This window comes from Streptomyces sp. NPDC059455, assembly GCF_042750115.1.
Taxonomy (GTDB): domain Bacteria; phylum Actinomycetota; class Actinomycetes; order Streptomycetales; family Streptomycetaceae; genus Streptomyces; species Streptomyces endocoffeicus.
Map to the genome: position 1 here is coordinate 28,456 of NZ_JBHYVB010000127.1, position 6,375 is coordinate 34,830.

Here is a 6,375-nt window from a genome sequence, read left to right on the forward strand (position 1 = left end):
TGGCACGGCCGGGCGGTCGGCAAAGCGATTTTCCGGCCCGGGGCGCGAGGATGCCCGGGTACGGCTGAACGCGGCGGCCCCGCCGTCCGTACAGAACGGTGAAACGTCCCCCTAGCAGGAGGCACCACCATGACGCAGTCGGCAATCCCCGGGCAGGGCACCACCCGCCGTGCCGTCGTCACCGCGGCCGGAGCGGCCGGGCTGGCCGCCACGCTTGCCGCATGCGGCAAGGACGACGACGGCGGTTCGGGCGGCGGCGGCGCCGACAGCGCCCAGGACGCCGGGGGCGCGCAGCCGTCGCAGAGCGCGTCGCAGAGCGCGGAGGGAGGCCAGTCGGGCGGCGGGGACGGCATGGAGCTGGCCAAGACCTCCCAGATCCCCGAGGGCGGCGGCATGGTCTTCAAGGACCACAAGGTCGTGGTGACCCAGCCCAAGGCGGGTGACTTCAAGGCGTTCTCGTCGATCTGTACGCACCAGGGCTGCTCGGTCGGCGATGTGAGCGGCGGCACCATCAACTGCCCCTGCCACCAGAGCAAGTTCGACATCACCGACGGCAGTGTGAAGGGCGGCCCGGCGCAGAAGCCGCTGCCGGGCGCGCAGATCAAGGTGCAGGGAAGTTCGATCTGGATGGCGTGACTGCCGTCTGCCGCCAGCAGGCGGCCACCTCGTCGGCCGTTGTGACGGCGGCCACGAGGGCGAGGGTGTGACGGACCATCGCCGGGGTGTACGAGGCGGGCACCCCGGCGATCGCGTCCTCGGGCACGACGGCCGCATAGCCGAGGTTGACGGCGTCGAAGACGGCGGCCGGGATCGCCACATTGGCCGACACGCCGGTGATGACCAGCGTGCGGCGGCCCAGATTGCGCAGCAGCGCGTCCACGTCGGTCCCGGCGATCGGCGAGAGACCGTGCAGCCGCCGTACGACCAGGTCCTCGGGCGCCACCGGAACCGGTTCGGCGATCTCCACCGCCGCGCTTCCGGTGAGCTGCCGGACCGGGAGCCGTTCGACGGCCCGGAACAGCGGTGCGTTGCGGCTCGCGCCGCGTCCGTCGGCGCGCCGCTCGGCCACCGCGTGCAGCACCTGGACGCCCGTGTCGTGGGCGGCCGCCACCAACTGGGCGACACGCCCGAGCGCACCGGACTCCTGGGCCACTGCGGCCAGTTCGGGCAGCGCGCTGTCCGGCCCCACCACACCGCGCTGGCATTCGACGGTGAGCAGGGCGCAGCCTTCCGGCCGGAGCAGTTCCACGAGGCCTTCGCGGGGGCGCGAGGGCGCGGCGTCCCCGCGCGGGGCCGCGGCGTCCTCGCGCGGGGTCACGGCGTCTTCGTGGGGGCTCGGGGTCACGGCGCGGGAGAGTAGCGTCCCTTGCGTCATCAAGGAAGAGCCATCATGCTGTGCCGCACAACGGGTTACCGGGAGGTACAGGTCGGATGACCGTCACCCAGCGGCGGGACCGTCGCATCATGATGAGCCAGGACGAGCTGGACGCCTTCCTCGCCGAACAGCGCACCTGCCGGGTGGCGACCGTGTCCGCGGACGGGCGGCCGCATATCAGCCCGCTGTGGTTCTGCTGGGACGGCACCGCCCTGTGGCTGTACTCCCTGACCCGCAGCCGCCGCTGGGCCGAGCTGCGCCGCGATCCGCGGATCGCGGTGGTGGTCGACGACGGGCACGAGTACGGCGAACTGCGCGGGGTGGAGCTCTCCGGCGAGGCGGTGCCCGTCGGCGAGGAGCCGCGCACCGGCGTGTCGTGCCCCGAACTCGACACGCCGGAGCGGATGTTCGCGGCGAAGTACTTCGGCCTGGACGCCATGCCGCACGACGGGCGCCACGCCTGGCTGCGTCTGGTCCCCGAGGCGATCCGCTCCTGGGACTTCCGGAAGATGCCGCAGGGCTGAGCGGCCCGGGTCAGGGGACGGTCAGTCGATGATCTTCTCGCCGACCGACCGCAGCACCTCGACCGCCGCCCGGATCGACGGCCTGCGATCGGCGTCGGCGCGCCAGATCGCGTAGATGTGCCGCCGCATCGTGGGCTGGCTGACGGGCACCATCCGCACCCCCTCGGGCACCGGGCCGCGGCCCAGCCGGGGCACCACGGCGATGCCCAGCCCGGCGGCGATCAGCGAGAGCTGGGTGTGGTGCTCATGCGCGGTGTGCCGGATCCTCGGCTCGATGCCCTTGCTCCGCAGGGTCACCATCAGCCAGTCGTAACAGAACCCGCCCTTGGGCCAGGAGATCCACTCGTCGTCCACGAAGTCCTCCGGCTCGACCGCGTGCCGGCCGGCGAGGGGGTGGTCGGCGGGCATCGCGACATCCACCGGGTCGTCCAGCAGGGCGGCCTTCACCAGCCCGCCGGGCATCGGCAGCGGTTTGTTGTACCAGTCCAGGACCACGGCCAGATCGATGTCGCCGCGCACCACCGAGGGCACCGACTCATTGGGCTCCATCTCCTGGAGCCGCACATTCAGCTGCGGATGCTCGGTGCGCAGCCGGCTCAGCGCGTCCGGGAAGAGACCGCGGACGGCGGTCGGGAACGCGCCCAGCAGCAGCTCGCCGACGGCGTGGCCGCGCTGCGCCTCCAGATCCGCCTGGGCCAGCTCCACCTGGGAGAGGATGCGCGCCGCGTGGTCGGCGAGCAGCCGCCCGGCGTCGGTGAGCCGGATCCCGCGCCCGTTCTTGGCAAGCAATTGCTGACCGGTCTCCCGCTCCAGCTTGGCGAGTTGCTGCGAGACGGCGGAGGTGGTGACATGCAGCCCCTCGGCCGCCCCGCTCACGGATCCGTGGCGGGCCACGGCGTGCAGCGTGCGGAGGCGATCCAAGTTCATGTAAGGAATACTACGCGATACCGCGAATGAATTCTCGCTTGTTCTAAGAGGTTGCAACCTGCATCGTAAAGGCATGACCTCAGCCGCCGCCTCGGCGCCCCCTGCCGCCGCCTCCACCGCGGAGCCCTCCCCCTCCGAACCCGTCCGCCGACCGCTCCTCGACTGGCGCGTCCGCTTCGGCGCGCTCTCCCTGGTCTGGGGTTTCAGCTTTCTCTTCATCAAGGTGGGCAATGAGGCGTTCGCCCCCTTGTACGTCACGCTCGGGCGGATGCTGTTCGGCACCGCCGTGCTGCTGGTGACGCTGGTGGTGAAGCGGGAGCGGCTGCCGCGCGGGGCGCGGGTCTGGGGCCATCTGGCGGTGGCCGCGTTCTTCCTGAACGCGCTGCCGTTCTCGCTGTTCGCCTACGCCGAGCTGACCATCCCCTCCACCCTGGCCGGAATCTGCAACGCCGCCTCGCCGCTGTGGGGGATGCTGCTCGCGGTGGTCGTGGTCTCCGACGACCGGCCGACCCGTCAGCGTGTCGCGGGCCTCGGGCTCGGCTTCATCGGCGTGTTGATCGTGCTGGGCGCCTGGCAGGGCTTCTCCGGCCAGGATCCGCTGGGCACGGCGCTGGCACTGTTCGCCTCGGCCAGCTACGCGGTCGGCTGGCAGTACGTTCGGCGCACGCTGAGCGACACCGGCCACTCCCATCTGTCGATGTCCGGCGGGCAGCTGCTGCTCGGCACGGTGCAACTCGCCCTCGTGGCACCGGTGTTCGCGACGACGCCCACCTCCTTCCCGGTCCTGCCCCTGCTCTCGGTGCTCGCCCTGGGCGCGCTGGGCACCGGGGTGGCGTTCCTGGTCCAGTACGGGCTCGTCGACGAGGTCGGCCCGACGACGGCGATGATGGTCACGTACTTCGTCCCGGTGATCGCCACCACCGCGGGCGTGGCGATCCTCGGGGAGCACCTCACCTGGAACACGCCGGTGGGCGCCGTGATCGTCCTCATCGGCGCGGCCCTGACCCAGCGGCGCTCCGGCGCGTCCCGGGCCCCGTCCGGCGGACGTGTCCGAACCATACGGGTCCATCGCACAGGCTCCTGAGCAGGTCGGAGGAAGTCCGCCACGGTTCGGCAGCGCCCCGAAGGGACGCGGGGCTGTGTCGATGTGCGGCTCAGCCGCGGCTGTGTCGATATGCGGCTCCGCCGCGTGGGACCAGTCACGACGGCTCCGCGGTCGGCCGACGGCGCATCGCGACACTTCGAGCGGAGCGCTCAGTCCAGCCGTCCCGATACCGTCGCCCCCGCCGCCGCGGCCACCGCGTCGGCGACCGTCCCGATCTCGTCGGCGGCCAGCGGCGAGACCGTCAGCCGCACCCCCGGTGGCGAGGCCACGCGGAAGCGCGCCCCGGGGGCGACGGCCCAGCCCGCGGCCAGCAGCCGGGCGACCGCGCCGGGCTCGTCCGGGACCGGCACCCACACATTCATCCCGCCGCGCCCGTGCGCGGCGATCCCCCGCTCGCGCAGCGCCCGCACCAGCGCCGCGCGCCGCGTGTCGTACGACGCCGCCACCGCCGCCGGGTCGACCGCGCCCGTCCTCCACAGCCAGGCGACCGCGTCCTGCAGCAGATGGCTGACCCAGCCCGGGCCCAGCCGCTGGCGGCCGCGCACCCGGTCCAGGGTGACGGCGTCGCCGGTGAGCACGGCGAGCCGCAGATCGGGGCCGTACGCCTTGGCGGTGGAACGGACCAGCGCCCAGTGGTCGGTGCGCCCGGCCAGGGGGCGCAGGGGGACGTCCACGATGCCGTGCCCATGGTCGTCCTCGATCAGCAGCACATCGGGGTGGGCGGCGAGCACGTCCCGCAGCTCACGCGCGCGTGTCGCGCTCACCGCCGCGCCCGTCGGGTTCTGCGCCCGGTCGGTGACCACCAGCGCCCGCGCGCCCTGGGCCAGCGCGTGCTCCACCCGCTCGGGCAGCGGTCCATCGTCGTCGACCCCGACCGGGACGGCGCGCAGTCCGAGCGCCGGGATCAGATCGAGCAGACTGCCCCAGCCGGGATCCTCGACCGCGACCGCGTCACCGGGCCGCAGATGCGCGGCCAGCACCCGCTCGATCGCGTCGAGCGAACCGGAGGTGACGGCGACCGGCCCGGGCGGCACCCCGTCCGCGTCGAAGGCGGCCCGGGCGAGCTCGGCCACCTCGGGGACGACGTCCGGCGCGCCGTACAGCGTGGGGCGCTCCGCCGCGCGCGCCGCTGCCGCCGCGAGCGGCGCGCCGAGCGGGGGCAGCAGTGCGGGGTCGGGGTTGCCGCTCGACAGATCGCGCGCGCCGGCGGCCTCGACGCCGATCCACTCGCGGGGCGTGCTGGACGGACGGGAGCGCACCCGGCTGCCCCGGCGCCCCGCCGTCTCGATCACACCCCGTTCGCGCAGCACACGGTAGGCGGCCGCGACCGTATTGGGATTCACGCCCAGCCGCTGGGCCAACTCCCGTAGGGGAGGCAGCAGTTGGCCCGGCGGCAGCTCACCGGCGCCGACCGCGCGCTCCACACTGGCCGCGATCTCGGCTGCGCGACGACCCGCGATCGGATATTCTCCTAGCACAAATGCTATTTTGCACTAGTGCAATGGAGGACGCAAATGCCCGCCCCGGACGCCACCGCCGCGACCAACGCGCCCGACAACGCCTACCCGCCGACCGACCGCACCGTGCCCACCCGCTCCCGCGAGCGCGCCTCGTACGACCGGGAGGTGGTGCACGCGATCCTCGACGAGGGCTACGTCTGCCATCTGGGCTTCATACGCGATGGCGCCCCCGTCGTCCTGCCCACCCTCTACTGCCGGGTCGGGGCGCGGCTGTACGTCCATGGCTCGACGGGGGCGCGGCCGCTGCGCATGGCGGGCGGGCCGGGCGCCGAGGAACCGGGGCTGCCGGTGTGTCTCACCGTGACCCATGTCGACGGGCTGGTCCTGGCCCGCTCGGCGTTCCACCACTCCATCAACTACCGCTCGGTGGTGGTGCACGGCACCGCCCGCCCGGTGACCGATCCGGCCGAGCGCACCGCGGCCCTGGACGCCCTGGTGGACCATGTGGTGCCGGGCCGCGCCGCCGACTCCCGGCCCGCCAACGCCAAGGAGCTGGCCGCCACCGCGGTGCTCCGCCTCGACCTCGAAGAGGTCTCCGCGAAGCTCCGTACCGGCGGGCCAAGCGACGACGACGAGGACCTGGAACTCCCCCACTGGAGCGGTGTGGTGCCGGTGTCCCACACCTACGGCGCGCCGGTCCCCGCCGACGACCTCGCACCCGACACGCCGGTGCCCGGCTACCTCACCCGGCTCTGACCGGGCCGCCCCGCCGCCCTCCGGGGCTTCGCTCATGTCGTCTCAAGCTAGTGCCGCGTCAGCCAAGGTGTGCCCCGCTCACCGCCCTGGCACGGCCGCCCCCGGCTACCGCCGGGAGGTGCCCCCTGCGGCGTTGCCGAACCGACCGAGTAGGCCCTCCCCCGGACTTCGTCCGGGCGGTGCCCCCTCGAGGCCGATTCGGCGCCTTGCGGCTGACCGCACCAGGAC

Annotated in this window: 7 protein-coding genes; 4 read left to right on the forward strand and 3 right to left on the reverse strand. The window is 73.4% G+C overall.

From position 1 onward, the window contains the following. Positions 1-129: 129 nt before the first annotated feature. Complete coding sequence (locus tag ACFXB5_RS34905) at positions 130-636, forward strand: Rieske (2Fe-2S) protein (protein WP_385215648.1); 507 nt, start codon at positions 130-132, stop codon at positions 634-636. On the opposite strand, the gene ACFXB5_RS34910 is transcribed toward ACFXB5_RS34905, so the two are convergent. After that, positions 602-1,375 carry a cysteine hydrolase family protein gene (locus ACFXB5_RS34910; protein WP_385215651.1) on the reverse strand — a complete coding sequence of 258 codons (774 nt, stop codon included), beginning with the start codon at positions 1,373-1,375 and terminating at the stop codon, positions 602-604. The genes ACFXB5_RS34905 and ACFXB5_RS34910 overlap by 35 nt on opposite strands. Positions 1,376-1,431: 56 nt before the next feature. Here ACFXB5_RS34910 and ACFXB5_RS34915 point away from each other — a divergent pair, with 56 nt between their 5' ends. Further along, positions 1,432-1,899 (forward strand): pyridoxamine 5'-phosphate oxidase family protein, encoded by a 468-nt coding sequence (locus ACFXB5_RS34915; protein ID WP_385215653.1) that lies wholly within the window; start codon positions 1,432-1,434, stop codon positions 1,897-1,899. 21 nt (positions 1,900-1,920) lie between these two features. Here the strand turns inward: ACFXB5_RS34915 and ACFXB5_RS34920 are convergent, their stop codons facing one another. Next, positions 1,921-2,826 (reverse strand): LysR substrate-binding domain-containing protein, encoded by a 906-nt coding sequence (locus ACFXB5_RS34920; protein ID WP_385215656.1) that lies wholly within the window; start codon positions 2,824-2,826, stop codon positions 1,921-1,923. Between the two features lie 73 nt (positions 2,827-2,899). On the opposite strand from ACFXB5_RS34920, the gene ACFXB5_RS34925 reads away from it, so the two are divergent. Next, positions 2,900-3,910 (forward strand): DMT family transporter, encoded by a 1,011-nt coding sequence (locus ACFXB5_RS34925; protein WP_385215659.1) that lies wholly within the window; start codon positions 2,900-2,902, stop codon positions 3,908-3,910. A gap of 170 nt (positions 3,911-4,080) precedes the next feature. On the opposite strand, the gene ACFXB5_RS34930 is transcribed toward ACFXB5_RS34925, so the two are convergent. Next, the gene (locus ACFXB5_RS34930) at positions 4,081-5,409 is read right to left on the reverse strand and encodes an aminotransferase class I/II-fold pyridoxal phosphate-dependent enzyme (protein ID WP_385215661.1); all 1,329 of its coding nucleotides are present in this window, start codon (positions 5,407-5,409) and stop codon (positions 4,081-4,083) included. A 36-nt stretch (positions 5,410-5,445) separates the two neighbouring features. On the opposite strand from ACFXB5_RS34930, the gene ACFXB5_RS34935 reads away from it, so the two are divergent. Further along, entirely contained in the window at positions 5,446-6,147 is a 702-nt protein-coding gene (locus ACFXB5_RS34935; protein WP_385215664.1) for a pyridoxamine 5'-phosphate oxidase family protein, read from the forward strand. The last annotated feature ends 228 nt before the right edge of the window (positions 6,148-6,375 follow it).

What these genes read in the sequence shown, in the direction of transcription:
- ACFXB5_RS34905 (WP_385215648.1), top strand. Translation starts at nt 130, where the DNA reads ATGACGCAGTCGGCAATCCCCGGGCAGGGCACCACCCGCCGTGCCGTC.
- ACFXB5_RS34910 (WP_385215651.1), bottom strand. Translation starts at nt 1,375, where the DNA reads ATGACGCAAGGGACGCTACTCTCCCGCGCCGTGACCCCGAGCCCCCAC.
- ACFXB5_RS34915 (WP_385215653.1), top strand. Translation starts at nt 1,432, where the DNA reads ATGACCGTCACCCAGCGGCGGGACCGTCGCATCATGATGAGCCAGGAC.
- ACFXB5_RS34920 (WP_385215656.1), bottom strand. Translation starts at nt 2,826, where the DNA reads ATGAACTTGGATCGCCTCCGCACGCTGCACGCCGTGGCCCGCCACGGA.
- ACFXB5_RS34925 (WP_385215659.1), top strand. Translation starts at nt 2,900, where the DNA reads ATGACCTCAGCCGCCGCCTCGGCGCCCCCTGCCGCCGCCTCCACCGCG.
- ACFXB5_RS34935 (WP_385215664.1), top strand. Translation starts at nt 5,446, where the DNA reads ATGCCCGCCCCGGACGCCACCGCCGCGACCAACGCGCCCGACAACGCC.